A 23,048-nucleotide genomic window follows, 5' to 3' on the forward strand; every position below is an offset into this window, starting at 1 on the left:
GCCGTTCGAATTACCCGCGCTGTACCACCTGGCGCGCCGGGAAATGGCAGGTGAAGGTGCTGCCCTTGCCCGGGATGCTGATGATTTCCAGGCGTGCGCGATGGCGTAGCAGCACATGCTTGACGATGGCCAGGCCCAGGCCGGTGCCGCCGCTGCTGGAGGCGCGTGCCGAGTCGACCCGGTAGAAGCGTTCGGTCAGGCGCGGGATGTGCTTGGCCTCGATGCCGATACCGCTGTCGCTGACACTGAAGTGCGCACCCTGCTCGTCGCCCCACCAGCGAATGGCGATGGTGCCTTCGTCCGGGGTGTATTTCACCGCGTTGAATACCAGGTTGGAGAAGGCGCTGCGCAATTCGGCGTCGCTGCCCTTGAGCTTCAGGTGCGGGTCGGCGTCCAGGGTGATGCGATGGTTATGGCCTGCCGATAGCGCCTGGGCGTCGTTCTTGATCGCCAGCAGGAGCAGGTCGATGGCGACCGGCTGGTTGTCCGACGGGTAGTCGGTGGCCTCCAGGCGGGCCAGCAGGAGCAGGTCGTTGAGCAGGTTCTGCATGCGCGCGCCTTGCTGCTGCATCTGCTGCAGGGCGCGCTGCCAGCGCGGGTTCATGCCCTGGCCGTTGTCCAGCAGGGTTTCCAGGTAGCCGGCGATCACCGTCAGCGGCGTGCGCAGTTCGTGGGACACGTTGGCGACGAAGTCCTTGCGCATCTGCTCCAGTTGATGGAGGCGGGTCACGTCGCGGACCACCATCAGGTGATCGGCGTTGCCGTACTGGGTGATCTGCACGTGCAGGCGCCGGTTATCGTCCACGGGAGACGGCATTTCCAGGGCATCGCGATAATTGCCCTGGTCGAAGTATTCCTTGAAGCGCGGATTGCGCACCAGGTTGCTGATGGACTGGCCGACGTCCTGGGGCATCTTCAGGCCCAGCAGGGTTTCGGCGGCGTTGTTCCACCATTCCAGGCTGCCGTCGCGGTCGAGCATGATCACCGCATCGCGCAGGGCGGCGGTGGACTCCTGGGCCCGGTCGATGACCGCTTGCAGGCGATCACGGGCGCGCTGGTCGCGGCGTTGCAGGTGGTAGATGCTGTCGAGCACCTCGCCCCACAGGCCGGTGCTCTCCGGCGGCGGTTCGTCCGGCTGGCGATCACGCAGCCAGGCGTGCAGGCGCAGCAGTTGGCGGATGTTCCAGCTCAGGTAGGCACACAGGCCGATGACGATGGCCCAGGCGTATTCGCCGCTGATCAACCCAAGCAGCAGGGCCGGGCCGATTACCAACAGCAGGTGGCGCGCTATGGCACCACGCCAGTTTTCGTTCACCTGGGGTTTCCTTACGGCAGGGCTCAGCTTTTGGTGGAGAAACGATAGCCGGTGCCGCGCACGGTCTGCACCAGGTTTTCGTAGGCATCGCCAAGGGCCTTGCGCAGGCGGCGGATATGCACGTCGACGGTACGCTCCTCGACGTAGACGTTGCCGCCCCAGACCTGGTCGAGCAACTGGCCACGGGTGTAGGCGCGTTCCTGGTGGGTCATGAAGAATTGCAGCAGGCGGTATTCGGTCGGGCCCATCTCGGCCGGCTTGCCGTCGATGGTCACCCGGTGGCTGACCGGGTCGAGCAGCAGGCCGCCGACTTCGATGGGCGTTTCGTTGTCGCTGGCCCCGGCGCGGCGCAGCACGGCCTTGAGGCGGGCGACCAGCTCGCGGGGCGAGAAGGGCTTGGTGATGTAGTCGTCGGCGCCGACTTCCAGGCCCTGGATCTTGTTGTCCTCTTCGCCTTTGGCGGTGAGCATGATGATCGGGATGGAATCGGTCAGTTCGTCGCGCTTGAGGCGCCGGGCCAGCTCGATGCCGCTGGTGCCCGGGAGCATCCAGTCGAGCAGGATCAGGTCGGGCTTGCGGTCGACGATGATGGCATGGGCCTGCTGGGTGTTTTCCGCTTCCAGGCAGTCGTAGCCGGCCATTTCCAGGGCCACTGCGATCATCTCGCGGATTGGCTGCTCGTCGTCAACGATCAGGATGTTCTTGCCCACCATTCATCGAGCCTCGGTATCTCAAGTAGTGCGCCGCATTAGATAACGGAATTATTGCAGCGATGTGACAGCGGTGCTCGGTGCAAGTGTCGTGGGTGCCTTGTGGTGAGTGGTGGAATGGAGGCAGGAGCGGACACTTGTCCGATGATCGGTTTATATCCTCGTCATTCCCGCGAAGGCGGGACAGCGGCTCCATCGCTGAACAGCGCTTGCGCTGGCCCGAAGGGGAATCATCCAGAAGCGCCTTTTTTCTGGGCTCCCGCCTTCGCGGGAGTGACGGTAAATGATCTCGATCGTCCTCTCCTGCCTCGAAAGGGCGATTTACTTGAGTGCGTAATCGACCACGATTCCCAGCAGGATCGACAGCCCTGCCCAATGATTGTGCAAGAAGGCCTTGAAGCATTTCATCGGTTCACGGGCTGTGGTGTACCAGAACTCCCAGGCGAAACAGGCGGCTGCGCCGACCAGGCCGAAGAAGAACCACAGGCCCAGGGCCAGGCGCGTGCCGACCATCAGCAGGCAGAGCAGGGCGAGAACCTGCAAGGTGAGGATGATCACCCGGTCGGCATCGCCGAACAGGATGGCGGTGGACTTCACACCGATCTTCAGGTCGTCCTCGCGGTCGGCCATCGCGTAGTAGGTGTCGTAACCCACGGTCCACAACAGGTTGGCCAGGTACAGCAGCCAGGCTTGTGCTGGCGGCAGTTCGCCGGTCACGGCAGTGAAGGCCATCGGCATGCCCCAGGAGAAGGCCGCACCCAGGACTACCTGTGGATAGAAGGTGTAGCGCTTCATGAACGGGTAGCTGGCGGCCAGGGCCAGGCCGCCGAAGGACAGCAGGATGGTGGTCAGGTTGGTGAACAGCACCAGGATGAAACTCAGGACGATCAGCACGGCGAACAGGATCAGCGCCTCGCGCCCCTTGATCCTGCCGCTGGCCAGCGGACGCTCCTTGGTCCGCGCGACGTGGCCGTCGAAATGGCGGTCCGCGTAGTCGTTGATCACGCAGCCTGCCGCGCGCATCAGGGCGGTGCCGACGACGAAGACCAGCAGCAGTTTCAGGCTCGGTACGCCCTTGCTGGCGATCCACAGCGCCCACAACGTCGGCCACAGCAGCAGGTAGATGCCGATGGGCTTGTCCAGGCGCATCAACTGGACGAAGTCCCAGGCCCGGGGATGCAGGCGGTTCAGCGATTGCAGCAGGGCGGTGTACATCCGGTGTCCTCTAGGGTCTGTTGACGTTTCGGCGCGACCGCGCCGGAGCCTGTTTTTACACGAGGCAAGGCGCGAGATGCGAAGTTTAGTGGGCTAAATGAGCCATCGAGTAACGCAGGCTCGTGCAAAAACAGGCCCGGCCCTTCGGGTTGTGCGAGAAATAACCCCCGCTGTCGTTGCAGGACTTGGTAAGGGAATAACCATTGCCTGCGTCCTGCGCCTAACCGGGGGGTTATTTCTCGCGACAACGCGGCTTGCGCCGAAACGTCAACAGACCCTAGGGCGTGAACGGCGATTATACGAGTCCGTGGCCTCAGGTGGGCGTGGCGAGCCGTTGCCAGAAGGCCGGCAGGAAGGCTTCGGCCACCAGCACGCCGAGACCGTCGCGGCGGAAGCACGAGCGGCGTGCCCAATAGTCCGTTCCACGCACGTTGGGCGGCAGCCAGGCCGCGGGATAGCGACAGGCCTGCAGCTCGCCGCGGGTAAAGGCCGGGTTGCTGAACAGCAGCTCGCCGAGGGAGCGTTCGCCCAGGCTCTGCAGGTCCATGCCTGAGTCTTCCAGGGCGCTGCGCGAGGCGACGCTGCGGGCGAACACCCAAGGCTCGCCAGCGCCGAGCAGGAATACTTCGCGCAACCAGCCCTCGCTGCCATCGGCAATTCCCAGGGCGGCGCATTCGTCGGCACGCAGAACCTGCCAGCCCTGTTGCAGCAGGGCGACGCTGAAGCGGTTCGCGCTCAGTTCGCTCAGCCTTCGGGTCAGCGACTGCTGGTCGAACAACCAGGTGCGGTGTGGATCAGGGAGGATCGAAGGCAGTTCGGCCTGGCCGAGCCAGTGCGGAGATGGCGAGGACACGGTCTGAAGACTTGTGCGGCTGAGGACGGCGGCGAGCTTAGCACGTTCGTCGTCTGACGAATGACGCGGTGTTTTGGCGGGAGTGGCGCCTTTTCTGTCGTGAATGCCGTTCGATGCGGCGCGGAAAGCGCCGCCGGTACTGGCGCGGCCCCCGCATGCCGTGCCATTCTCCGCTCTGCCCCGGCGCAGAGCCGTTGTGGCGCCTTCCAACGCTGTCCCGGACGGGCAGCACGGACACAAAAACAACAAACCGTCAAAGAGGCTTCTCATGCGTAAACCCGAACTCGCAGCCGCCATTGCCGAAAAGGCCGACCTGACCAAGGATCAGGCCAACCGTGTACTCAACGCCGTTCTCGAAGAAATCACCCATGCGCTCAACCGCAAGGACAGCGTCACCCTGGTAGGTTTCGGCACATTCCTGCAACGCCATCGCGGTGCCCGCACCGGCAAGAACCCGCAGACCGGCCAGCCGGTGACGATCAAGGCCAGCAATACCGTGGCGTTCAAACCGGGCAAGGCCCTGCGCGACTCGATCAACTGATCGCAGGCCGCATACCCGTTCGCAGGGGCAGGAGGACGCCTGTCCTCGTTGCTGCCCCTGCAGTTGGATTCGCGACCGGTCGGTTCTCGTTGCGGTCGTCATCACGACGAGCCGTTACACTGCGCCACTGACCCCAAGACAAGGCAGTGCGCCATGAAATTGCGTTTTCTCCTGTGGATGCTCGGCCTGCTGATGGCCAGGGCCAGTCGCAACAACGCCGACCTGCAGAAACAGCTCGAAGGCAAGGATCTGGTGTTCCAGTTGCACACCCTCGACGGCAAGGTGTCGCGTGTCTACCAGGTCAGCAATCAGCGCGTACGCAGCCATGCCGGGCGCGCCCAGGCGCCGGCCTTCGCCATCGGTTTTCGCGATGCGCCGTACGGCTACGCGACCTTGACCGCGAAGAACCAGCAGCTCGCCTTCATGCAGGGCATTCAGAACAAGGACATCCAGATCCAGGGCAATCCCGCATTGGTGATCTGGTTCCAGGGGCTGCTCAAGTACGTCGTGCCGAAAAAGAAAAAGCCGGCCAAGCCGGCGGCCTGATGAGGTCGGCAAGACCCAGGCCGTGCTGGCGCTTTATGCTTGGCAAACTGGCGCTTGCCGGCGCTGTTCGCCGCCGGGCGCGCAGGCTCAGTTTGCGCTGTTGAACTGCGCGGCCAGGTCACGCAGGGCCGCTTCGGCCTGCAGTACCTTGCTCAGGGCTTCGTCAGCTTTTTCCCGGGATATTCCCAACGCTTCGTAGAGCGTTTCGGGGATTTCCTGGCGAGGACCGCTGCCGATGCCATGATTGCGCAGCATGTTGACCGCCAGGCACACCAGGTTGGCATAGGCTGCCTGGGGCCCCTGGTAGTGCGGGTCGTTCTGGTAGCGCAGGGCTACGGCGAGTTCTTCGGGCATGTCCCAGAAACGCATCAGCCAGGCGCTGATCTGTTCGCGGGTGATGCCCAGCAGGTGCTGCTCGATGTAGTTCGGCGTGACGTGCGGGTTGACTTCCTGGTGTCGGCAGATCAGCGAGAAATGCGGCGGGAACACGTGGGCCAGGACCAGGTAGCCGAAGTTGTGCAGCAGGCCGGCGAGGTAGGTCAGGCCGCTTTCCGGGCGGTGGGCGCGGGGTATGGCGCGGGTCAGGCCTTCGATCACCGCTCCGGTATAGATCGCCTGCTGCCAGTAGGGCGTGGCCTGTTGCGGCTGATCCTTGGGCAGGCTCAGGGTCTTGCCCAAGGCGAGGCCGAGGGCGAGGTTGATCACCAGGTCGAAACCGAGCACGCGGACGATGGCATCTTCCACCGAGCGAATCTTGCCGGGCGCGGCGTAGTAGGGCGAGGCCGCCCAGCTGACGACCTGGGCGGCCAGGGCCGGGTCGGTCTCGACCACGCCGGTGATGTCATCGACCGTGGCGCCGGGATCGACGCGCAGCTTGATGATCTTTTGCGCGGTTTCCGGCAGCGGTGGGATTTCGATGGTTTCTTCGAGGCGCTGCTGGATACGGCGGGCGGTGAAGGCTTGCACCGCCTGGGTGATTTCTGCGCGGTCATCGTCCGGGCGGTCGAGATTGATGCGGATCTGCGCCAGGGGCTGGCCGAAACGCGCGGCACTGGCCTTGTTCAGCAGCACGCCCTTGTAGGTTTCGCTGGCGATTTCCAGCAGCACGCCCGGTTCGCCCGACTCGACCAGCAGGTGCTCGTTCTGTAGCAGGCGCTCGTCGTACAGGCAGGGCGAACTGGTCAGCGGCGGCAGGCCGGGCAGGTTGGCCAGGTTGTGCTTGCCGAGCATGCGCTCCAGGCGTTCCGGCTTCACGGCGGCGAGTTTGCGCCCGGTCAACTCGGCCAGGCGATTGAGGTCGAGCAGTTGGTCCTGCGGATACAGGATCAGGATCGCGCCCACTTCATCTTCGAGCAGCACCGCTTGCACGCGGCGCTGGGCGGGCAGGCCGTTGTGGTCGAGGCGCGTGCTGTAGGCGACACCGAGCTTCTCGAGCAGTTGGCTGATAACGGCAGGGGGCTGCGGCGCGGCGTCCGGAGCGAGAGCAACTTCGGTCATGGGCGATATCCAACAAAGCAACGATGAGGGCGAGTATAACCAGAGCCTAAGGCCTGGCAGGATGACTCCGGACAAAAGAGCGCACGCATGTCAGACCTGTCCGTATTGCTGGCCGTGGCGCAGCCAGCGTTCGAGCAGCGGGCTGACATGTTGTGGCCAGCGGGCGAGCAGCGACTGTGCGGCGTCACGCACGGCTGGCAGCAGGTCGGCGTCGCGCATCAGGTCGGCGACCTTGAATTGCAGCAGACCGGTCTGGCGGGTGCCGAGCATTTCGCCGGGGCCGCGCAGTTCCAGGTCTTTCTCGGCGATGACGAAGCCGTCACTGGTCTCGCGCATGATGCCCAGGCGCTGACGGCCGATCTGCGACAGCGGCGCATGATAGAGCAACACGCAGTGGCTGGCCGCGCTGCCGCGCCCGACCCGGCCGCGCAACTGGTGGAGTTGGGCCAGGCCCAGTCGCTCGGGGTTCTCGATGATCATCAGGCTGGCGTTGGGCACGTCCACACCGACCTCGATCACCGTGGTGGCCACCAGCAACTGGATCGCGCCGCTTTTGAACTGTTCCATCACGGCGGCTTTTTCTGCCGCTTTCATGCGTCCGTGGATCAGTCCGACGCGCAGTTCGCCGAGGGCGCTGGAGAGTTCTTCGAAGCTGGTTTCGGCGGCCTGGCAGGTCAGCTCCTCGGACTCTTCGATCAGGGTGCAGACCCAATAGGCCTGGCGCCCTTCGGCACAGGCCACGCGGACCCGCTCGATGACCTCTATGCGGCGGCTGTCGGCGACCAGCAGGGTGTTCACCGGGGTGCGACCGGGCGGCAGTTCGTCGAGGATCGAGGTGTCCAGGTCGGCGTAGGCGCTCATGGCCAGGGTCCGCGGGATTGGCGTGGCGGTCATGATCAACTGGTGCGGGCTGAGGCGACCGTCGATACCCTTGCGCCGCAGGGCCAGGCGTTGCTGCACGCCAAAGCGGTGCTGCTCGTCGATGATCGCCAGGGCCAGGCGCTTGAACTGCACGTCTTCCTGAAACAATGCATGCGTGCCGACCACCATTGGCGCACCTTTGGCGATCTGCGCCAGGGCCGAGGCACGGGCCTTGCCCTTGAGCTTGCCGGCCAGCCAGGCGACCTCGATGCCGAGCGGTTGCAACCAGCGCGTGAAGTTCAGGAAGTGCTGCTCGGCGAGGATTTCCGTCGGCGCCATCAATGCGACCTGGTAGCCCGCCTCGATGGCCTGCAGCGCGGCCATGGCCGCGACCACGGTCTTGCCGGCCCCTACGTCGCCCTGGACCAAGCGCAGCATGGGCTCGCTCTGCGCGAGGTCATAGGCGATCTCGGCACCGACCCGTTGCTGCGCGCCAGTGGGTGTGAACCCCAGGTTCCGCAGGAACAGCGCTGGCAGGCGCGTGGCTTTCGGCAGCAGCGGCGCCTGCTGGGCGCGTACCTGCTCGCGCAGACGTTGCAGTGACAACTGGTGGGTCAGCAATTCCTCGAAGGCCAGACGATGCTGGGCCCAGTGGCGGCCTTCTGCGAGTTCTTCGAGGTCGGCATCCGGCGGTGGGCGGTGCAGGTAGCGGATCGCTTCGTCCAGAGGGCCAAGCTGGTAGTCGCGCGCCAGTTCCGCTGGCAGCCAGTCCGGCAGGCTGTTCGGCCCGAGACGAGCCAGGGCCAGTTGGCTGAGACTGCGCAGGCGCTGCTGGGTCAGGCCTTCGGTGGTCGGGTAGATCGGCGTCAGGGTCTGCTCGACCGGCACGTCGCTGTCTGCGCTCAGGGCGCGGTATTCCGGGTGATAGATCTCCAGGCCGGAGGCGCCGGGACGGACTTCGCCATAGCAGCGCACCTGGGTGCCGCGCTTGAGCGCGTCACGCTGGGCCTGGCTGAAATGATAGAAACGCAGGCTCAGGGTGCCGCTGCCATCCTGCAGGCGTACCAGCAGGCTGCGACGTTTACCCATGACGATATCGGCGCCGGCCACCACGCCTTCGATCACCGCATCCTGGCCGGGGCGCAAGGCACCGATGGGCACGATGCGGGTGCGATCCTGGTAACGCAGCGGCAGGTGAAAGAGGATGTCCTGCAGGTTCTCCAGGCCTACCCGCGCGAGCTTTTCCGCCAACGCCGCGCCGACGCCCTTGAGCGCCGTGACGGAAACCTGGGCCAGTTCGGTCATGCCGGGCTTGCTTCACCCTGGGGTCGGGCTACCGAGCACAGGCGGACGGAGTCGGCGAGCAGTTCGATGGCCTTGGGCCGCGGGAAGCTGGCGCGCCAGGCGATGGCGACGGTGCGGTAGGGCGACGGCGCGGTCAGCGGGCGCACTTCGATGACGCCAGGCGCATAGTGATGGCTGTCCACCGCCGAGAACGGCAGGATCGACACGCCAAGCCCCGAGGCGACCATGTGGCGGATGGTTTCCAGGGAGCTGGACTCGACCGTGGTGTGTTTGTTCTCGTCGGTCTTGCGGGTGGCGGGGCAGGCTTCCAGGACCTGGTCGCGGAAGCAGTGGCCTTCACCGAGCAGGAGCAGGCTCTTGTCGTTCAGCAACGCAGGATCGATGGCGTCCTTGGCGGTCCAGGGATGACCCGCCGGCATCAGCACGAAGAAAGGCTCGTCGTAGAGCGGTTTGGTCAGTACGTCGGCTTCCTGGAATGGCAGGGCGATGATGATCGCGTCCAGTTCGCCAGTGCGCAGCTTGTCGCGCAGGATATGGGTGAAGTTTTCTTCGATGTACAGCGGCATCTGCGGTGCGACACGGTGCAGTTGCGGAATCAGATGAGGAAAGAGATAAGGGCCGACGGTATAGATGGCGCCGATCTTCAGGGGGGCGGCCAACTGGTTCTTGCCGGCTTGTGCCAGCTCGCGGATGCCCTGGGCCTGTTCGAGGACTTTCTGTGCCTGGGTGACGATGCCCTCGCCAACCGGCGTGAGGCGAACCGCGCTCTTGCTGCGTTCGAAGATCAGCACGCCCAGTTCGTCTTCGAGTTTCTTCACCCCGACGGACAGGGTCGGCTGGCTGACGTGGCAACGCTCGGCGGCACGGCCAAAATGCTGCTCCTGGGCAAGCGTGACGATGTAGCGCAGTTCGGTGAGGGTCATAGTCGCGGTCCATTGAAATGCGGCCAAGCATAGCCGCTGTCTTCAATCGAACCAAGCGGCCTGCTCCGCTGGAGCAGGCCGCATGCTCGCTATCTTGCGAGATCGTGACCCGGTTCTTAACGTCGACGATCCAGCGAGTAGACGAAGGGAGCGACCACTTCCTTCTGCCCGTTGTCGAGCATTTCCGGCGGCGGTGGCGGCAGTGGCTGCGCCCGGCGGATCATCTCCATCGTGGCGCGGTCGAGTGACGCGCTGCCGGATTTGCCGACCAGCGAGTAGGACAGCACGTTACCCTCAGCGTCGACCACGAAGCGCAGGCGATTGACGCCTTCGAAGCCACGGCGGCGAGCATCTTCCGGGTAACGCTTGTACTTCGCCAGGTGCGCCAGCAGCTTGCTCTGCCAAGTGATTTCAGCCTGGCTCGGGGCGCTGACCGGTGCCTGTTGCGGCGCCGCTGCCTTCTCATCGATGTTTGGCGACGGCGGAGCGGGCGGTGCTTCTTCTTCCGGTTGATCCGGCTCCGGCGGCTTGGGCTCCGGCGGTTTCGGCTTCGGTGGCTTGGGCTGTGGCTTCGGCTTGGGCTTCGGCTTGGTCACCGCTATCGTCGGCTTCGGCGCTTCCACCAGCTTGGGCATCGGCTCGGGCTCTTCCTGTTTCACCTCCGGTGGCGGCGGTGGGGCAGGCTTGGGCGCGACTGGCGGCAGCGGCTCTAGCTCGATGATCATGGCCGCCGGCGGCAGCTCGATGGGCTGCATCGTCGGGTGCCAGAAGAACGCCCAGTAGAACAGCCCGGCGTGTAGCGCGAGCACAACAATGATGCTGACGCTCCACCGCGACAGCTTGGCTGGCGTTGAATTCATGGTTTTCCGACCGTTTCCAGGCCTACCAGGCCAATCTTCAGGTAGCCCGCACTACGCAGGTTGTCCATGACGACCATCAGGTCGCCGTAGTCCACACCCTTGTCGCCGCGGACGAAGATGGTCTTTTCCTTGTCGGACTTGGTCAGACGATCGAGCGTCGCGCCAAGCAGAGAAGGGTCGACCTGATCGTTGTCGAGGAACAGGCTCTTGTCTTCCTTGATGCTCAGGTAGATCGGTTTCTCCGGTCGCGGCGCCGGCTTGGCGCTGGACGCGGGCAGATCGATCTTCACATCCACGGTGGCCAGCGGTGCGGCAACCATGAAGATGATCAGCAGCACCAGCATCACGTCGATGAAGGGGGTGACGTTGATCTCGTGGTTTTCCTGGAGATCGTCAGCGCCTTCTTTCAGGTGCAGACCCATGCTTCAAACCGCCTTGGCCATGTGGGAGGAGCTGCGCTCGCCGTTGGACTGGTGGTCCAGGTCGCGGCTGACCAGCAGCAGGACCTGGGCCGAAGCGTCGGCGACCTGGGCCTTGTAGGCGGCGATGGAACGCGCGAAGACGTTGTAGATGATGACCGCCGGGATGGCGGCGACCAGGCCCAGGGCGGTGGCCAGCAGGGCTTCGGCGATACCGGGGGCGACCACGGCCAGGTTGGTGGTCTGGGTCTTGGCGATGCCGATGAAGCTGTTCATGATCCCCCAGACGGTACCGAACAGACCGACGAAGGGGGCGGTGGAGCCGATGGTGGCAAGTACGCCGGTGCCTTTGCTCATGTCGCGGCCACAGGCGGCGACCAGGCGTTCGAGGCGGAAGCTCACGCGTTCCTTGATGCTGTCCTTCTCGCGGATCACGGCGGCAGACAGTTTGATTTCCTCACGCGCATCTTCGATCAGCAGGGTGCTGAAGCTGTTCTTCACGCGTGCCTGCTCGGCGGCCTGGTTGAGGGTGCGAACGCCTTTCAGGTCGGCCAGTTCGCGGCGCAGGCGACGACGGGCGGCGACCAGTTCGAAGCTCTTGGCGATCCAGATGGTCCAGGTGATGATCGAGGCGATGATCAGGCCGATCATCACGCTCTTAACCACCACGTCGGCGTTCTGGTACATGCCCCATGGCGACAGGTCGTGGACCACCGGCGCTTCTTCGGGAATGGCTTGCGGGGCCGGCTCGCCGAAAGAGTCTGCGTCATTCAGCACGCGGTTGGCCTCTTCGCCAGTGATACCGTTCTGCTGCAGGTATTCCTGCTGAGCGGCACTGACCTGCTCGGGGGTCGCTTGCGGGCCGAGCGACTCGATCTTGTCGTGCAGGGCCTTGGCATGCGGGTCGGCTCCGGGCTGCGGCGCCTGCTGCTCGGTGTCGGCTGCCGGTGCGACATGGGCGCTGTGATCGGTGCTCGAAGCGGCCGGCGCTGTCGGCTCCTCGGCATGGCCCATTACCGGGATAAGCAGGGAAATGACCAATGCGCCAAGCAGGGCTGCATTGATTGGACGAGAGCTGGAAGAGATCGAGTTCATGCTGGCCGGACCTGAAAGGGAATCGGAGGCTAAAGAGCAAAAGGGTCCGCATTATTGCAAGTAATTCTTGTTTGTGAAAGTAACAATGTATCTTCCACTTTACTTTTCTCTATCATTGGCTACCGCCTGTCTTCCTGAACTGTCCTTTGCCATGAGGTGATAGCCAATGCCTGCAACTCCAACCCTGTTGATTGCCGGCTGTGGCGATGTGGGCGGGCGCCTTGCCCGGCGCATGTTGGCCGAGGGCTGGCGGGTCCATGGGCTGCGTCGCGAGGTGGCGCTGCTGCCGGCGGGTGTGCTGCCGGTCGCGGCCGATCTGCAACAGGCGGGCCTGCCGCCGCAGTGGCCTCGGGAGGGGCTGGACTACCTGGTCTACAGCGTCGCTGCCAGCGAGCATGACGAGGCCGGATACCAGCGCGCCTATGTCGATGGCATGCGCCATGTACTGCAATGGATGCGTCAGTGTGGGCAGCGCCCGCGCCATGTGCTGTTCGTCTCCAGCAGCGGGGTTTACGCACAGGCGCAAGGCGAATGGGTGGACGAATTCTCCCCGGCCGAGGCCGAACGCTATTCCGGGCGCCTGATGCTCGAGGCCGAGCGCCTGTTGCTGGACAGCGGCCTGCCGGCCAGCGTGGTGCGCCTGACCGGCATCTATGGTCCAGGCCGGGAGTGGCTGCTCGAACAGGTACGCCAGGGCTATCGAGTGGTCAGCGAACCACCGCTCTACGCCAACCGCATTCATGTCGACGACTGTGCCGATCTACTGGCCTTCCTGTTGCTCGCCGCGCACCGTGGCACGCCGCTGGAGACCTGCTACATCGGCGTCGACGATGAGCCGGCGGCCTTGCACGAGGTGGTAGGTTGGCTGCGTGAGCAGCTTGGTGTCGACCACTGGTCCGATGAGCAGACGGTGCGACGCTCCGGCAGCAAGCGCTGCAGCAATGCGCGAGCCCGAGCATTGGGCTGGCGCCCGCGATTCCCCAGCTATCGCGAAGGCTACGCGCAGATCCTGCAGCATGCCGATGACCAATAACCGCCTGCTGGCCAGTGCCTGGCTGCCGGGTGTCGAGCTGTTCCATGCGGACTTCTCCGGCCAGGCGTTCGGTCGGCACAGCCATGATGCCTTTGCCATCGGCGCCATTCTGTCCGGGGTTGGCGGCTATCAGTGCCGTGGGGCGCGGCATGCGATTCCTGCCGGGCACCTTTCATTGATGAACCCCGAGGAAGCGCATACCGGCCATGCCGAGTCGGAACGACTGGTCTATCGCATGCTGTATGTCGAGGAGTCTCGCTTGCCGGCGTTGCTCGGGCGTAAACGTTTGCCGCGCGGTTTCGCCGAACTGACGCCGTGTGACGATGGGGCTGTCGCCGCCGGGCTGGCCCGCGTGGCGAGCGAGCTGGAAAACCAGGACGGGTTGTCCCTGGAGAGTGAACTGCTCGATCTGCTCGAGTTGGTGTTCGTGCGTCATGGCGGCCTGCGCGCATTGCCGGCGGCCGGGCGCGATAGTGGTGTGATCCGCCGTCTGCGCGACTACCTGGAGGCGCACTGCACCGAGGCCATCAGCCTGGAAGCGATGGCGGCGCAGATGCAGCGTCATCCCCGCCATCTGATCGAGGCCTTTCGTCAGGCCTATGGCGTACCGCCCCATACCTATCTGTTGCAGCGGCGGATTCGCGAGGCCAAGCGGATGTTGCTCAAGGGCCAGTCACTGGTGGACGTTGCGCTGGGGCTGGGGTTCTACGACCAGGCGCATTTCAGCGGCGCCTTTCGCCGTTTCACCGGGGTGACGCCGGGACGCTTCCAGCGCAGCGTCAGGACCTGAGTTTCTTCCAATACCACGCGTTCACGCGGAGTACAGACTGCCGGCGATTGTTGTCGGAGGTCTGCCATGTTCACCTTGTTCGTGCTGGTTGCCAGCACCCACTTCGCCGCCTTGCTGTCGCCGGGGCCGGATTTCTTTCTGTTGCTGCGCAATGCCCTGTTGCGGGGGCGGGCCCAGGCCAACGGCAATGCGTTCGGTATTGCCTTGGCGAATCTGCTGAGCATGCTGCTGGTCGTCCTGGCGCTGGAGCTGCTGCCGCCAGGCGAGTCCGGGTTATGGCGGCTGCTACAGGGGCTCGGTGGTTGCTATTTCGTCTGGCTTGGCCTGCAGGCGCTGCGGGCTCGACGTGAGCTGCGTCTGATCGCCAATGATGGGCGTGAGGAAGGTGGGCACTGGCGCGAAGGGGTCTGGCAGGGATTGCTGGCCAGCAGCCTGAATCCAAAGCTGCCGATCTTTTACGCCGGGTTGTTCACCCTGTTACGCGAGGCCTCGATGCCGGCCTGGGGCACGGCGCTGTGCATGGCCTGGATGAGTGCGGTGGTGTTGTTCTGGGATCTGCTGCTGGTGCGCTTGCTGAGCCATGCCCGCTGGCGTGATTGGCTGGAGGAGCAGGTGGTCTGGCTGGATCGCTCATGTGGAGCGCTATTGCTGGGATTGGGCTTGGCGCTGGTTTGCCGCGCCATGGGCACGCTATTGAGGGGCGCGTGAACGAGACGGGCAGGGTGCCCGTCGTCTGCCTTTGCCCCGTTTCGCCTCAGTCCCGCTCGAGCAACCAGGCCTGGCGACCCGGATGGTACTCGGGGACTTCATCGAACTGGGCGCGGTTGACTGCTTCCTGGATGCGCAATTCGTCGCCGTCACGTTCGAACAGCCAAGGGCTGCCCTGCTGGCCCTGTTGTAGCCAGATGCTGTCGTGATCGCCGGCCATGGCGGCGCAGTCGCCAGCCAGGCACAGGGCGTAGCGGTCGGTGCCGGGCAGGCCTTCGACCTGGCCGTCTGGATGGAAAATGACCAGTCCGCCCTGGCCTTGCCCTTCGCGAATCTTCCAGGTGCCGCCCAGGTAGGCGTCATACAGCGCCCGTTCGAAACTGCTGCCGGGCGGCGCATCCGCCGCGACTGCAATGCCGGGCTTGCGGAATTCCTGCTGCGGGCCGCTACCGCTGCCAGCCTGGGTCAGTTCATCGTCGTCCAGGCTGAGGCTTTCCTGCAGGCCGCCGTCGAAGTCGACGCTCCAGGTATCCGCTTTCTGCTGGATCAGACGACCTTCGCCGAGTTCGAAGCCATTGCTGTAGGTGGCGCTGCCGCGCTGGCTGTCGATCCGCCATTCGAGGTTCGGCCCGTGGGCGAGCAGGGTTTCGCGCAGGGAGCCACCCTCGCGGGCGCTATCGATCACCGGTTGGTTGATCCAGATGCCGTCTGGATTGCCAGGTTGGCTGGAGCAACCGATCAGGCCGCCGAGCAGGGCGAGGGGCAGGAGTTGGCGCATATCAGTCGATGACCAGGATGCCGTCCATTTCCACCTGGGCGCCGCGTGGCAGCGAGGCGACGCCGATGGCGGCGCGGGCCGGGTATGGCTGTTCGAAGTAGCGCCCCATGACTTCGTTGACCTTGGCGAAGTGGGCCAGGTCGGTGAGGAAGATGTTCAGCTTGACCACGTCCTTGAACGAGCCGCCCGCGGCTTCGATCACCGCCTTGAGGTTCTCGAACACCTGCACGGTCTGCTCTTCGAAGCCTTGCACCAGCTCCATGGTCTTCGGATCCAGCGGGATCTGCCCGGACAGGTAGACCGTGTTGCCGGCCTTGATCGCCTGGGAATAGGTGCCGATGGCGGCTGGGGCCTTGTCGCTGCTGATGACGCTCTTGCTCATGGGAAGCTCCTGGTTGAGGCAGCCACACGCTGCGCGTGAAAGCCGATGAGGCTACCGGCTGCGCGCGCGCGGCTCAAGGGAAGATTGCCGGGCGTCGCGCATGGGCAGGCTTGCGGCGTGGTCAGGCCCTGACACGGGTGATGCGGGAAACGCCGGTGAGGGTGCGCAGCTTCCTGATCACCCGGGCCAGGTGCACGCGGTCATGCACGCTGACGACCAGTTGCACGATGCTGATGCGGCCATCGCGCTCGTCCATGCTGATCTTCTCGATGTTGCCGTCGGCGGCGTTGACGCTGCTGGCCAGCAGGGCGATCAGGCCGCGCTGGTGCTCCAGCTCGACGCGCAGTTCGACGTTGAATTCGCCGGTGACGTCCTTGGCCCAACTGAGCTGGATGCATTTTTCCGGGTTGTGGCGGATTTCCGCGATGTTGCGGCAGGTGTCCAGGTGCACGACCATGCCCTTGCCCGCCGACAGATGCCCGACGATCGGGTCGCCTGGAATTGGCGTGCAGCATTTGGCGTAGCTGAGCACCAGGCCCTCGGTGCCACGGATGGCCAGTGGCCCTTCGGCGTTCTGTGGTTCGTCGCCATCGCTGGCCAGCAGCCGGCGCGCGACCACGTAGGCCATGCGGTTGCCCAGGCCGATGTCTTCGAGCAGGTCTTCGATGACTTCCTGGCGGTATTCGGCCAGGGTCTGCTGGATGCGTTCCGGGGAGATCTTGTCCAGGTGGCTGTCGAAGCCGGCCAGTACCTTGTTCAGCAGGCGCTCGCCAAGACTGATCGACTCCGAGCGGCGTTGCTGCTTGAGCGCATGGCGGATGTGCGTACGCGCCTTGCCGGTGACCACGAAGTTGAGCCAGGCCGGGTTTGGCCGGGCGCCGGGCGCGCTGACGATCTCCACCGTGGAGCCGCTTTCCAGGGCTTGCGACAGCGGCGCCAGGCGGCGGTTGATGCGGCAGGCGATGCAACTGTTGCCGACGTCGGTATGCACCGCGTAGGCGAAGTCGACGGCCGTGGAGCCTTTCGGCAGCTCCATGATCCGGCCCTTGGGCGTGAACACATAGACCTCGTCCGGAAACAGGTCGATCTTCACGCTCTCGATGAATTCCAGGGAGTTGCCCGCCCGTTGCTGCAGCTCCAGCACACCCTTGACCCACTGGCGCGCACGGGCGTGGGTGCCCTTGGGTTGCTCGTCCTCGGGGGACTTGTACAGCCAGTGCGCGGCGATACCGTTGTTGGCCATCTCTTCCATCTCGCGGGTGCGGATCTGGATTTCGATGGGCACGCCGTGCATGCCGAACAGGGTGGTGTGCAGCGACTGGTAGCCGTTGGCCTTGGGAATTGCGATGTAGTCCTTGAAGCGCCCGGGCAGCGGTTTGTACAGGTTGTGCACGGCGCCGAGCACGCGGTAGCAGGTATCTACCTTGTCGACGATGATGCGGAACGCGTAGACGTCCATGATCTCGTTGAAGGCCCGGCGCTTGCCGCGCATCTTCTGGTAGATGCTGTACAGGTGCTTCTCGCGGCCGGTGACATCGCCTTCCATGCCTTCGCGGTGCAGGCAGGCGAGGATCGATTCCTCGATCTTGGCGACGATTTCCTTGCGGTTGCCGCGTGCGCGCCGAACGGCGGCACGGATGCGCTCGGAGCGCATCGGGTGCATGGCCTTGAAACCTAAGTCCTCGAACTCCACGCGCATGCTGTGCATGCCCAGGCGGTTGGCGATGGGCGCGTAGATTTCCAGGGTTTCCTTGGCGATGCGCCGGCGTTTCTCGCCGGACAGCACTTCCAGGGTGCGCATGTTGTGCAGGCGGTCGGCCAGCTTTACCAGGATCACGCGGATGTCGCGGGCCATGGCCATGGCCATCTTCTGGAAGTTCTCGGCCTGGGCTTCGGCCTTGGACTGAAAGTCCATCTGGGTCAGCTTGCTGACCCCGTCGACCAGCTCGGAAACGGTCTCGCCGAACTGCGCGGTGAGGGCTTCCTTGGCGATGCCGGTGTCCTCGATCACGTCATGCAGCATCGCGGCCATCAGGCTTTGATGGTCCATGTGCATGTCGGCGAGGATGTTGGCGACGGCGAGCGGGTGGGTGACGTAAGGCTCGCCACTGCGGCGGCGCTGCCCGTCGTGGGCCTGCTCGGCGTAGAAGTAGGCGCGGCGGACCAGGTTGACCTGGTCCGGGCCGAGATAGGTCGATAGCCGATCGGCGAGTGTGTCTATGCTCGCCAAGGCCGTGCTCCTTGACGCTCGTCAGTCTGGCTCAGGCATCGACCCATCGCGATCAGAGAGGCTCGTTGCTCTCGTCTTCCAGCGGCGCGGCGAAGAAGGGTTCTTCTTCGACCAGGTCTTCCTGGGCGATAAAGTCGCTGTCCACCAGGCCGGCGGCGATTTCACGCAGGGCGACGACGGTCGGCTTGTCGTTTTCCCACGCCACGCGTGGCTCCTTGCCGCCGGTGGCCAGCTGGCGGGAGCGCTTGGTGGCGAGCATGACCAGCTCGAAGCGGTTGGCAACGTTGTCCAGGCAATCTTCTACGGTAACGCGGGCCATGATGTTCCTCGGTGCAAATAGCGAATGGGGCTGGTCGCCAGTCTGGCGAGCGGACTGAACAGTTTAAAAAATCACCAGCATTTAGGGAAGCGCTGTTTTCAGGTTCAGGCGAGCAGGTCGGTCAGCAGGCCGGCATGGCGCTGCTGCTGGGTCGCCTGGAGCAGTTGGTTGGCATGGAAGATCGCCTTGAGGTCGTCCAGGGCATGGGCGAAGTCGTCGTTGATCACCAGGTAGTCGTACTCGACGTAGTGGCTCATCTCGCTGACCGCTTCGCGCATGCGCCGCTCGATGATCTCGCCGCTGTCCTGGCCGCGGTTGGTCAGGCGGTGGCGCAAGGCGTCCTGGGTGGGCGGCAGGATGAAGATCGACTTGGCCTGGGGCATCAGCTTGCGCACCTGTTGCGCGCCCTGCCAGTCGATCTCGAGGATCAGGTCGATGCCTTCGGCCAGGGTCTGTTCCAGCCAGCGTTGCGAGGTGCCGTAGAAGTTGTCGAACACCTGGGCATGTTCGAGGAAGTCGCCACGCTGGATCATCGCGGTGAACTCCTCGCGGGAGACGAAGTGGTAGTTGACCCCGTCCGCCTCGCCCGGGCGCATGGCGCGGGTGGTGTGCGAAACCGATACGCGAATGCGCGGCACGGCGTCGATCAAGGCCTTGACCAGGCTGGTCTTGCCGGCGCCGGACGGCGCGGAAACGATGTAGAGCGTACCGGTGGTGGCGGTCATTGCGGGTATCCTGACTTATTCGATGTTCTGCACTTGTTCGCGCATCTGTTCGATCAACACCTTGAGGTTGACCGCGGCCTGGGTGCTGCGCGGGTCGAAGGCCTTGGAACCGAGGGTGTTGGCTTCGCGATTGAGCTCCTGCATGAGGAAGTCCAGGCGCCGCCCGGCCGCGCCGCCGGCCTTGAGCACGCGACGCACCTCGCTGACATGGGTGGTCAGGCGGTCGAGTTCTTCGGCGACGTCGCTCTTCTGCGCGAGGATCACCAGTTCCTGTTCCAGGCGCTGCGGGTCGAGTTCGGCCTGCATCTCGGCACAGCGGTCGAGGAGCTTCTGGCGCTGGCCGGCGAGCATCTGCGGCACCAGTTCGCGCAGGGCGGCGACTTCGTCGAGGATGCTGTCGAGGCGCTCGTTGAGCAACCTGGCCAGTTCGGCACCTTCACGGCCGCGACCGTTCTTCAGTTCGTCGAGGGCTTTGTCGAACAGCTTCAATGCGGCGCTGTTCAGTGCCTGGGGGTCGGCGGCGTCGGCGACCAGTACGCCGGGCCAGGCCAATACCTCCAGGGGGTTGATCGGCGCTGGCTGGGCGATCAGCGCGGCGACGCTCTGCGCCGCTTCGATCAACTGGCGCGCGCGCAGGCTGTCGACCTGCAGGCTCTTGCCGGCGTCTTCCTCGGCGAAACGCAGGGTGCATTCCACCTTGCCGCGCGACAGGCCCTGGCGCAGCGCTTCGCGCACGGCACCTTCGAGATCGCGGAACGACTCGGGCAGGCGCAGGTGCGGTTCCAGGTAGCGGTGGTTGACCGAGCGCAGTTCCCAGATCAGCGTGCCGTGGCTGCCGGCTTCTTCGGTGCGAGCGAAGGCGGTCATGCTGTGCACCATGGGGTTACCTCTCGGATCGTGAATGAGGGGCGGGATTGTAGCGCAGTGCGTCGAACGGCCCAATCGGACGTGTCGCGGCGGCGACGTGCACTCTATAATGCCGGCCAGTTTTCAGTCCCCTGACAGGTATTCCCGATGAAACGTCCCAGTGGCCGTGCCGCCGCCGAGTTGCGCCCCGTTCGTATCACCCGCAACTACACCAAGCATGCCGAGGGTTCGGTGCTGGTCGAGTTCGGCGATACCAAGGTGATCTGCACTGCCAGCGTCGAGGCTGGCGTGCCGCGCTTCCTCAAGGGCCAGGGTCAAGGCTGGTTGACCGCCGAGTACGGCATGCTGCCGCGTGCCACCGGCGAACGTAACCAGCGCGAGGCGAGCAAGGGCAAGCAGGGCGGCCGCACCCTGGAGATCCAGCGCCTGATCGGGCGCTCCCTGCGCGCTGCGCTGGACATGAGCAAACTGGGTGAAAACACCCTCTATATCGATTGCGACGTGATCCAGGCCGATGGCGGCACCCGTACCGCGTCGATCACGGGCGCCATGGTCGCCGTGGCCGATGCGCTGAAGGTGCTGAAGAAGCGTGGCTCGCTCAAGGGCGAACCGCTCAAGCAAATGGTCGCCGCCGTCTCGGTGGGTATCTATCAGGGTGAACCGGTGCTCGATCTCGATTACCTGGAAGACTCCGCCGCCGAGACCGACCTCAACGTGGTGATGACCGATGCCGGCGGTTTCATCGAGGTTCAGGGCACCGCTGAAGGCGCGCCGTTCCAGCCGCAAGAGTTGAATGCCATGCTGGCGCTGGCCCAGCAGGGTGTACGCGAGCTTTTCGAACTGCAGCGCGCCGCGCTGGCCAATTGAAAGGAGTGCTGGAAATGGATGAGCAGAGTCTGAACAAGGTGCCGAGCCAGGAAGTCCGCCAGTGGGCGATGTTCTGCCATCTGGCCGCGCTGGCCGGGATGGTTATCCCCTTCGGCAATCTGCTGGGGCCGCTGATCCTGTGGCAGATGAAGCGCGAGAATTCGCCGTTCATCGATGAGCAGGGCAAGGAAGCGCTGAACTTCCAGATCACCGTGGTGCTGGCGTTCGTGGTGTGCTTCTTCCTGGCCTTCATCGTCATTGGCGTGTTCCTGGCGGGGTTGGTGGGCATCGGTGCGCTGGTGTTGCTGATCATTGCCTCGATCAAGGCCAACGAAGGCAAGTCCTATCGCTATCCCTTCTGCCTGCGCCTGATCAAGTAAGCCCCTGGCGAGCGACCCGTCGGTCGCTCGCCACTTTTTCCCCTTCGCCTGGATGACTGCCTGTGGCCGGTGCCAACCTTCTCGCTCTGCTCGATGACATCGCCACGGTCCTGGACGATGTGTCCGTGATGACCAAGGTGGCGGCCAAGAAAACCGCCGGCGTGCTGGGCGACGACCTGGCGCTGAATGCCCAGCAGGTCACCGGGGTTTCCGCCGACCGCGAATTGCCGGTGGTGTGGGCGGTGTGCAAGGGCTCGCTGGTGAACAAGGCGATCCTGGTGCCGGTGGCGCTGCTGATCAGTGCCTTCGCGCCCTGGGCGATCACGCCACTGCTGATGGTCGGCGGTGCCTTTCTCTGTTTCGAAGGCTTCGAGAAGCTGGCGCACAAGCTGCTGCACAGCAAGGAAGAAGACCAGGCGGCTCACGAGCAGCGGAATCAGGCGCTGGCCGATCCGGCTGTGGATATCAAGGCGTTCGAGAAGGCCAAGATCAAGGGTGCGATCCGCACCGACTTCATTCTCTCGGCGGAAATCATCGCCATCACCCTGGGCGTGGTCGAGCAGCAACCGCTGCTGCAGCAGTTCACCGTGCTGGCAGGAATCGCAGTGGCGATGACCATCGGCGTCTATGGCCTGGTGGCGGGCATCGTCAAGCTGGATGATGCCGGTCTCTACCTGAACAAACGCACCAGCGCGCTCGCCCGTGCGCTCGGCAACGGCTTGCTGTGGCTGGCACCCTGGCTGATGAAGGTGCTGTCCGTGGTCGGCACGGCGGCGATGTTCATGGTCGGTGGTGGCATCCTGACCCACGGTTTCGCGCCGCTGCATCACCTGGTCGAAGCGCTGACTCTCAAGTCGGCGCAGATCGCCGAACCGCTGGCCTGGTTCGCTCCGACGCTGCTCAATGCTCTGTTCGGGATTGTCGCCGGCGCAGTGGTTCTGGCCGGTGTGACGATTGTGGGCAGCATCTGGCGCAAACTGCGCGCCTGAGCCTACCGCCAGCAGGTCTTCAGACGCTCAGCAGCCAGTCGTAGTCGACGATCAGCGCGGCATGCTGGGAGAAGCGCGGCTGGCGTGGCAGGCGTGCGTTGCGTACGGTGCGACGCATGCCGGGAGTCAGCAGTTGGTAGTCGAAGCGCCAGCCGAGGTTGAGCATCTCGGCCTGCTCGTTGTCCGGCCACCAGCTGTACTGGTCGCCTTCACGGCTGACTTCGCGCAGGGCGTCGACATAACCCATGGTGCCGACCACCTCGTCCATCCAGGCGCGTTCGGGCGCGAGGAAGCCGGGCATCTGCTGGCAATCGCGCCAGTTCTTCACGTCGAGCTTCTGGTGGGCGACGTAGAGCGAGCCGCAATAGATATAGTCGCGGCGCTTGCGGCGCTGTTTGTCCAGATAGCTGCTGAAGTCGTCGATGAACTTGAATTTCTGGTTGAGATTCTCGTCACCGCCCTGGCCGGAAGGCAGCAGCAGGCTGGCGATACTGACTTTGTCGAAGTCCGCCTGCAGGTAACGTCCGTAGCGATCCGCCGTCTCGAAGCCGAGGCCGTGAATCACGGCTTTTGGCTGCAGGCGCGAATACAGCGCCACGCCGCCTTGTTCCGGATTCTCGGCTTCGCATGCGTAGAGGAAGTAACCGTCCAGTTGAAAGGCCGGGTCGTCCAGTTCGACGGAAGTCGCCCGGGTATCCTGCAAGCAGATCACGTCGGCATTCTGGGCTTGCAGCCAGCTGAGCAGACCTCGCTCGACCGCACCCTGAATGCCATTCACGTTCACGCTGATGATCCGCATAAATGGCCCCTGAAAACACGTGCATGTATGATACCCGAGCT

25 protein-coding genes are annotated in these 23,048 nt (G+C 64.4%); 8 read left to right on the plus strand and 17 right to left on the minus strand.

Annotated elements, in window-relative coordinates:
• Nucleotides 1–10: 10 nt before the first annotated feature.
• The 4 genes from phoR to ACSZPK_RS03760 form a co-directional block, all read right to left on the minus strand.
• On the minus strand, nucleotides 11–1,315 hold the full coding sequence (gene phoR / locus ACSZPK_RS03745) for a phosphate regulon sensor histidine kinase PhoR (RefSeq protein WP_437880039.1): 1,305 nt from the start codon (nucleotides 1,313–1,315) through the stop codon (nucleotides 11–13).
• A gap of 23 nt (nucleotides 1,316–1,338) precedes the next feature.
• The gene (phoB, locus tag ACSZPK_RS03750) at nucleotides 1,339–2,028 is read right to left on the minus strand and encodes a phosphate regulon transcriptional regulator PhoB (RefSeq protein WP_437880040.1); all 690 of its coding nucleotides are present in this window, start codon (nucleotides 2,026–2,028) and stop codon (nucleotides 1,339–1,341) included.
• A gap of 318 nt (nucleotides 2,029–2,346) precedes the next feature.
• On the minus strand, nucleotides 2,347–3,240 hold the full coding sequence (ubiA, locus tag ACSZPK_RS03755) for a 4-hydroxybenzoate octaprenyltransferase (RefSeq protein WP_437880041.1): 894 nt from the start codon (nucleotides 3,238–3,240) through the stop codon (nucleotides 2,347–2,349).
• Between the two features lie 313 nt (nucleotides 3,241–3,553).
• Nucleotides 3,554–4,093 (minus strand): chorismate--pyruvate lyase family protein, encoded by a 540-nt coding sequence (locus tag ACSZPK_RS03760; protein ID WP_437880042.1) that lies wholly within the window; start codon nucleotides 4,091–4,093, stop codon nucleotides 3,554–3,556.
• Nucleotides 4,094–4,361: 268 nt separating this feature from the next.
• Here ACSZPK_RS03760 and ACSZPK_RS03765 point away from each other — a divergent pair, with 268 nt between their 5' ends.
• Together ACSZPK_RS03765 and ACSZPK_RS03770 are read left to right on the plus strand one after the other, a co-directional pair.
• Nucleotides 4,362–4,634: an HU family DNA-binding protein gene (locus tag ACSZPK_RS03765; RefSeq protein WP_437880043.1), complete on the plus strand. Its 273-nt coding sequence runs from the start codon at nucleotides 4,362–4,364 to the stop codon at nucleotides 4,632–4,634.
• Between the two features lie 153 nt (nucleotides 4,635–4,787).
• Nucleotides 4,788–5,180 (plus strand): helicase, encoded by a 393-nt coding sequence (locus tag ACSZPK_RS03770; RefSeq protein ID WP_437880044.1) that lies wholly within the window; start codon nucleotides 4,788–4,790, stop codon nucleotides 5,178–5,180.
• Between the two features lie 87 nt (nucleotides 5,181–5,267).
• On the opposite strand, the gene ACSZPK_RS03775 is transcribed toward ACSZPK_RS03770, so the two are convergent.
• The 6 genes from ACSZPK_RS03775 to exbB all read right to left on the minus strand — a co-directional run bounded on the left by ACSZPK_RS03775 (nucleotide 5,268) and on the right by exbB (nucleotide 12,140).
• Nucleotides 5,268–6,677 (minus strand): aminoacyl-tRNA deacylase and HDOD domain-containing protein, encoded by a 1,410-nt coding sequence (locus ACSZPK_RS03775; protein ID WP_437880045.1) that lies wholly within the window; start codon nucleotides 6,675–6,677, stop codon nucleotides 5,268–5,270.
• 90 nt (nucleotides 6,678–6,767) lie between these two features.
• Complete coding sequence (gene recG, locus ACSZPK_RS03780) at nucleotides 6,768–8,843, minus strand: ATP-dependent DNA helicase RecG (protein WP_437880046.1); 2,076 nt, start codon at nucleotides 8,841–8,843, stop codon at nucleotides 6,768–6,770.
• On the minus strand, nucleotides 8,840–9,766 hold the full coding sequence (locus tag ACSZPK_RS03785; RefSeq protein WP_437880047.1) for a hydrogen peroxide-inducible genes activator: 927 nt from the start codon (nucleotides 9,764–9,766) through the stop codon (nucleotides 8,840–8,842). The genes recG and ACSZPK_RS03785 overlap by 4 nt, the downstream gene beginning before the upstream one ends.
• A 116-nt stretch (nucleotides 9,767–9,882) precedes the next feature.
• The gene (locus ACSZPK_RS03790; protein ID WP_437880048.1) at nucleotides 9,883–10,626 is read right to left on the minus strand and encodes an energy transducer TonB; all 744 of its coding nucleotides are present in this window, start codon (nucleotides 10,624–10,626) and stop codon (nucleotides 9,883–9,885) included.
• The gene (gene exbD, locus ACSZPK_RS03795) at nucleotides 10,623–11,048 is read right to left on the minus strand and encodes a TonB system transport protein ExbD (RefSeq protein ID WP_437880049.1); all 426 of its coding nucleotides are present in this window, start codon (nucleotides 11,046–11,048) and stop codon (nucleotides 10,623–10,625) included. Before exbD ends, ACSZPK_RS03790 begins: the two co-directional genes overlap by 4 nt.
• Nucleotides 11,049–11,051: 3 nt before the next feature.
• Complete coding sequence (gene exbB, locus ACSZPK_RS03800) at nucleotides 11,052–12,140, minus strand: tonB-system energizer ExbB (protein WP_437880050.1); 1,089 nt, start codon at nucleotides 12,138–12,140, stop codon at nucleotides 11,052–11,054.
• A 166-nt stretch (nucleotides 12,141–12,306) separates the two neighbouring features.
• Between exbB and ACSZPK_RS03805 the strand changes: the two genes are divergently transcribed.
• The 3 genes from ACSZPK_RS03805 (at nucleotide 12,307) to ACSZPK_RS03815 (ending at nucleotide 14,671) form a co-directional block, all read left to right on the plus strand.
• The gene (locus ACSZPK_RS03805; RefSeq protein WP_437880051.1) at nucleotides 12,307–13,173 is read left to right on the plus strand and encodes an NAD-dependent epimerase/dehydratase family protein; all 867 of its coding nucleotides are present in this window, start codon (nucleotides 12,307–12,309) and stop codon (nucleotides 13,171–13,173) included.
• Nucleotides 13,163–13,963: an AraC family transcriptional regulator gene (locus ACSZPK_RS03810; RefSeq protein ID WP_437880052.1), complete on the plus strand. Its 801-nt coding sequence runs from the start codon at nucleotides 13,163–13,165 to the stop codon at nucleotides 13,961–13,963. Before ACSZPK_RS03805 ends, ACSZPK_RS03810 begins: the two co-directional genes overlap by 11 nt.
• 66 nt (nucleotides 13,964–14,029) lie before the next feature.
• A complete protein-coding gene (locus tag ACSZPK_RS03815) occupies nucleotides 14,030–14,671 on the plus strand; it encodes a LysE family translocator (protein WP_437880053.1) in 642 nt (213 codons plus the stop codon).
• Between the two features lie 46 nt (nucleotides 14,672–14,717).
• Here ACSZPK_RS03815 and ACSZPK_RS03820 read toward each other — a convergent pair whose 3' ends face one another.
• From ACSZPK_RS03820 to ACSZPK_RS03845, 6 genes are all read right to left on the minus strand, one after another.
• On the minus strand, nucleotides 14,718–15,449 hold the full coding sequence (locus ACSZPK_RS03820; protein WP_437880054.1) for a hypothetical protein: 732 nt from the start codon (nucleotides 15,447–15,449) through the stop codon (nucleotides 14,718–14,720).
• A 1-nt stretch (nucleotide 15,450) separates the two neighbouring features.
• On the minus strand, nucleotides 15,451–15,831 hold the full coding sequence (locus ACSZPK_RS03825; RefSeq protein ID WP_437880055.1) for a RidA family protein: 381 nt from the start codon (nucleotides 15,829–15,831) through the stop codon (nucleotides 15,451–15,453).
• A gap of 121 nt (nucleotides 15,832–15,952) precedes the next feature.
• On the minus strand, nucleotides 15,953–18,061 hold the full coding sequence (spoT, locus tag ACSZPK_RS03830) for a bifunctional GTP diphosphokinase/guanosine-3',5'-bis pyrophosphate 3'-pyrophosphohydrolase (protein WP_437880056.1): 2,109 nt from the start codon (nucleotides 18,059–18,061) through the stop codon (nucleotides 15,953–15,955).
• A 52-nt stretch (nucleotides 18,062–18,113) separates the two neighbouring features.
• Complete coding sequence (rpoZ, locus tag ACSZPK_RS03835; protein WP_437880057.1) at nucleotides 18,114–18,380, minus strand: DNA-directed RNA polymerase subunit omega; 267 nt, start codon at nucleotides 18,378–18,380, stop codon at nucleotides 18,114–18,116.
• 104 nt (nucleotides 18,381–18,484) lie between these two features.
• Nucleotides 18,485–19,105, minus strand: coding sequence for a guanylate kinase (gmk, locus tag ACSZPK_RS03840; RefSeq protein WP_437880058.1), 621 nt, complete (start codon nucleotides 19,103–19,105; stop codon nucleotides 18,485–18,487).
• Between the two features lie 15 nt (nucleotides 19,106–19,120).
• Nucleotides 19,121–19,984, minus strand: a complete 864-nt coding sequence (locus ACSZPK_RS03845) for a YicC/YloC family endoribonuclease (protein WP_437880059.1) — start codon at nucleotides 19,982–19,984, stop codon at nucleotides 19,121–19,123.
• 135 nt (nucleotides 19,985–20,119) lie between these two features.
• On the opposite strand from ACSZPK_RS03845, the gene rph reads away from it, so the two are divergent.
• From rph to ACSZPK_RS03860, 3 genes are all read left to right on the plus strand, one after another.
• Nucleotides 20,120–20,839 (plus strand): ribonuclease PH, encoded by a 720-nt coding sequence (gene rph / locus ACSZPK_RS03850; RefSeq protein WP_437880060.1) that lies wholly within the window; start codon nucleotides 20,120–20,122, stop codon nucleotides 20,837–20,839.
• Nucleotides 20,840–20,853: 14 nt separating this feature from the next.
• A complete protein-coding gene (locus ACSZPK_RS03855) occupies nucleotides 20,854–21,219 on the plus strand; it encodes a DUF4870 domain-containing protein (protein WP_437880061.1) in 366 nt (121 codons plus the stop codon).
• 62 nt (nucleotides 21,220–21,281) lie between these two features.
• A complete protein-coding gene (locus tag ACSZPK_RS03860) occupies nucleotides 21,282–22,208 on the plus strand; it encodes a DUF808 domain-containing protein (RefSeq protein ID WP_437880062.1) in 927 nt (308 codons plus the stop codon).
• A 19-nt stretch (nucleotides 22,209–22,227) separates the two neighbouring features.
• Here the strand turns inward: ACSZPK_RS03860 and ACSZPK_RS03865 are convergent, their stop codons facing one another.
• Nucleotides 22,228–23,007, minus strand: coding sequence for an exodeoxyribonuclease III (locus tag ACSZPK_RS03865; RefSeq protein WP_437880063.1), 780 nt, complete (start codon nucleotides 23,005–23,007; stop codon nucleotides 22,228–22,230).
• Nucleotides 23,008–23,048: the final 41 nt, after the last annotated feature.

It is taken from the genome of Pseudomonas sp. LRF_L74 (assembly GCF_965644255.1).
Classification (GTDB): domain Bacteria; phylum Pseudomonadota; class Gammaproteobacteria; order Pseudomonadales; family Pseudomonadaceae; genus Aquipseudomonas.

Excerpts from the sequence above, each read along its gene's own strand:
- ACSZPK_RS03805 (WP_437880051.1), top strand. The coding sequence starts at position 12,307 with ATGCCTGCAACTCCAACCCTGTTGATTGCCGGCTGTGGCGATGTGGGC.
- ACSZPK_RS03855 (WP_437880061.1), top strand. The coding sequence starts at position 20,854 with ATGGATGAGCAGAGTCTGAACAAGGTGCCGAGCCAGGAAGTCCGCCAG.
- exbD (WP_437880049.1), bottom strand. The coding sequence starts at position 11,048 with ATGGGTCTGCACCTGAAAGAAGGCGCTGACGATCTCCAGGAAAACCAC.
- gmk (WP_437880058.1), bottom strand. The coding sequence starts at position 19,105 with ATGACCGCCACCACCGGTACGCTCTACATCGTTTCCGCGCCGTCCGGC.
- rpoZ (WP_437880057.1), bottom strand. The coding sequence starts at position 18,380 with ATGGCCCGCGTTACCGTAGAAGATTGCCTGGACAACGTTGCCAACCGC.
- ACSZPK_RS03775 (WP_437880045.1), bottom strand. The coding sequence starts at position 6,677 with ATGACCGAAGTTGCTCTCGCTCCGGACGCCGCGCCGCAGCCCCCTGCC.
- ACSZPK_RS03825 (WP_437880055.1), bottom strand. The coding sequence starts at position 15,831 with ATGAGCAAGAGCGTCATCAGCAGCGACAAGGCCCCAGCCGCCATCGGC.
- ACSZPK_RS03810 (WP_437880052.1), top strand. The coding sequence starts at position 13,163 with ATGACCAATAACCGCCTGCTGGCCAGTGCCTGGCTGCCGGGTGTCGAG.
- ACSZPK_RS03865 (WP_437880063.1), bottom strand. The coding sequence starts at position 23,007 with ATGCGGATCATCAGCGTGAACGTGAATGGCATTCAGGGTGCGGTCGAG.
- ubiA (WP_437880041.1), bottom strand. The coding sequence starts at position 3,240 with ATGTACACCGCCCTGCTGCAATCGCTGAACCGCCTGCATCCCCGGGCC.
- phoB (WP_437880040.1), bottom strand. The coding sequence starts at position 2,028 with ATGGTGGGCAAGAACATCCTGATCGTTGACGACGAGCAGCCAATCCGC.
- ACSZPK_RS03785 (WP_437880047.1), bottom strand. The coding sequence starts at position 9,766 with ATGACCCTCACCGAACTGCGCTACATCGTCACGCTTGCCCAGGAGCAG.
- ACSZPK_RS03770 (WP_437880044.1), top strand. The coding sequence starts at position 4,788 with ATGAAATTGCGTTTTCTCCTGTGGATGCTCGGCCTGCTGATGGCCAGG.
- ACSZPK_RS03845 (WP_437880059.1), bottom strand. The coding sequence starts at position 19,984 with ATGGTGCACAGCATGACCGCCTTCGCTCGCACCGAAGAAGCCGGCAGC.
- recG (WP_437880046.1), bottom strand. The coding sequence starts at position 8,843 with ATGACCGAACTGGCCCAGGTTTCCGTCACGGCGCTCAAGGGCGTCGGC.
- exbB (WP_437880050.1), bottom strand. The coding sequence starts at position 12,140 with ATGAACTCGATCTCTTCCAGCTCTCGTCCAATCAATGCAGCCCTGCTT.
- ACSZPK_RS03815 (WP_437880053.1), top strand. The coding sequence starts at position 14,030 with ATGTTCACCTTGTTCGTGCTGGTTGCCAGCACCCACTTCGCCGCCTTG.
- rph (WP_437880060.1), top strand. The coding sequence starts at position 20,120 with ATGAAACGTCCCAGTGGCCGTGCCGCCGCCGAGTTGCGCCCCGTTCGT.
- ACSZPK_RS03820 (WP_437880054.1), bottom strand. The coding sequence starts at position 15,449 with ATGCGCCAACTCCTGCCCCTCGCCCTGCTCGGCGGCCTGATCGGTTGC.
- ACSZPK_RS03790 (WP_437880048.1), bottom strand. The coding sequence starts at position 10,626 with ATGAATTCAACGCCAGCCAAGCTGTCGCGGTGGAGCGTCAGCATCATT.
- ACSZPK_RS03765 (WP_437880043.1), top strand. The coding sequence starts at position 4,362 with ATGCGTAAACCCGAACTCGCAGCCGCCATTGCCGAAAAGGCCGACCTG.